The 404-nt window shown below is 66.1% G+C and carries 1 protein-coding gene; it reads right to left on the bottom strand.

The genetic code is table 11. From position 1 onward, the window contains the following. The coding region (locus tag UF05_RS05215) for a thiamine pyrophosphate-dependent enzyme (RefSeq protein WP_048852220.1) at positions 1 to 404 on the bottom strand (404 nt) is incomplete at both ends.

The following is a 404-nucleotide window of genomic DNA, read 5'->3' as shown; positions in this document are numbered from 1 at the left end:
CGGTCTTTCTCCGAGTAATCCACCGGGCAATCGATCACATGCACCCCAGGCGTGCCCAGGCAGCGCTCCAGCAGCGGCAGGAAGCCCTCGGCACTGTCGACCCGGTGGCCGTGGGCGCCGTAGGCCTCGGCGTAGTGCACGAAGTCCGGGTTGCCGTAGTCCAGCCCGAAGTCGGCGAAGCCCATGTTCGATTGCTTCCAGCGGATCATCCCGTAGCCGTTGTCGCGCAGGATGATCACCGTCAGGTTCATCTTAAGCCGCACCGCGGTTTCCAGTTCCTGGCTGTTCATCATGAAGCCGCCATCGCCGCACACCGCGACGATCGGCCGGTCCGGGTAGACCAGGTGCGCGGCCATAGCCGAGGGCAGGCCGGCGCCCATGGTGGCGAGGGCGTTGTCCAGCAG

Origin of the sequence: Vibrio sp. S457-15 (assembly GCF_000960545.1) — a bacterium.
GTDB lineage: Bacteria > Pseudomonadota > Gammaproteobacteria > Enterobacterales > Vibrionaceae > Vibrio > Vibrio parahaemolyticus.
Note: the sequence above shows the minus strand (reverse complement) of the source record. Positions and strands in the feature narration are given on the sequence as shown.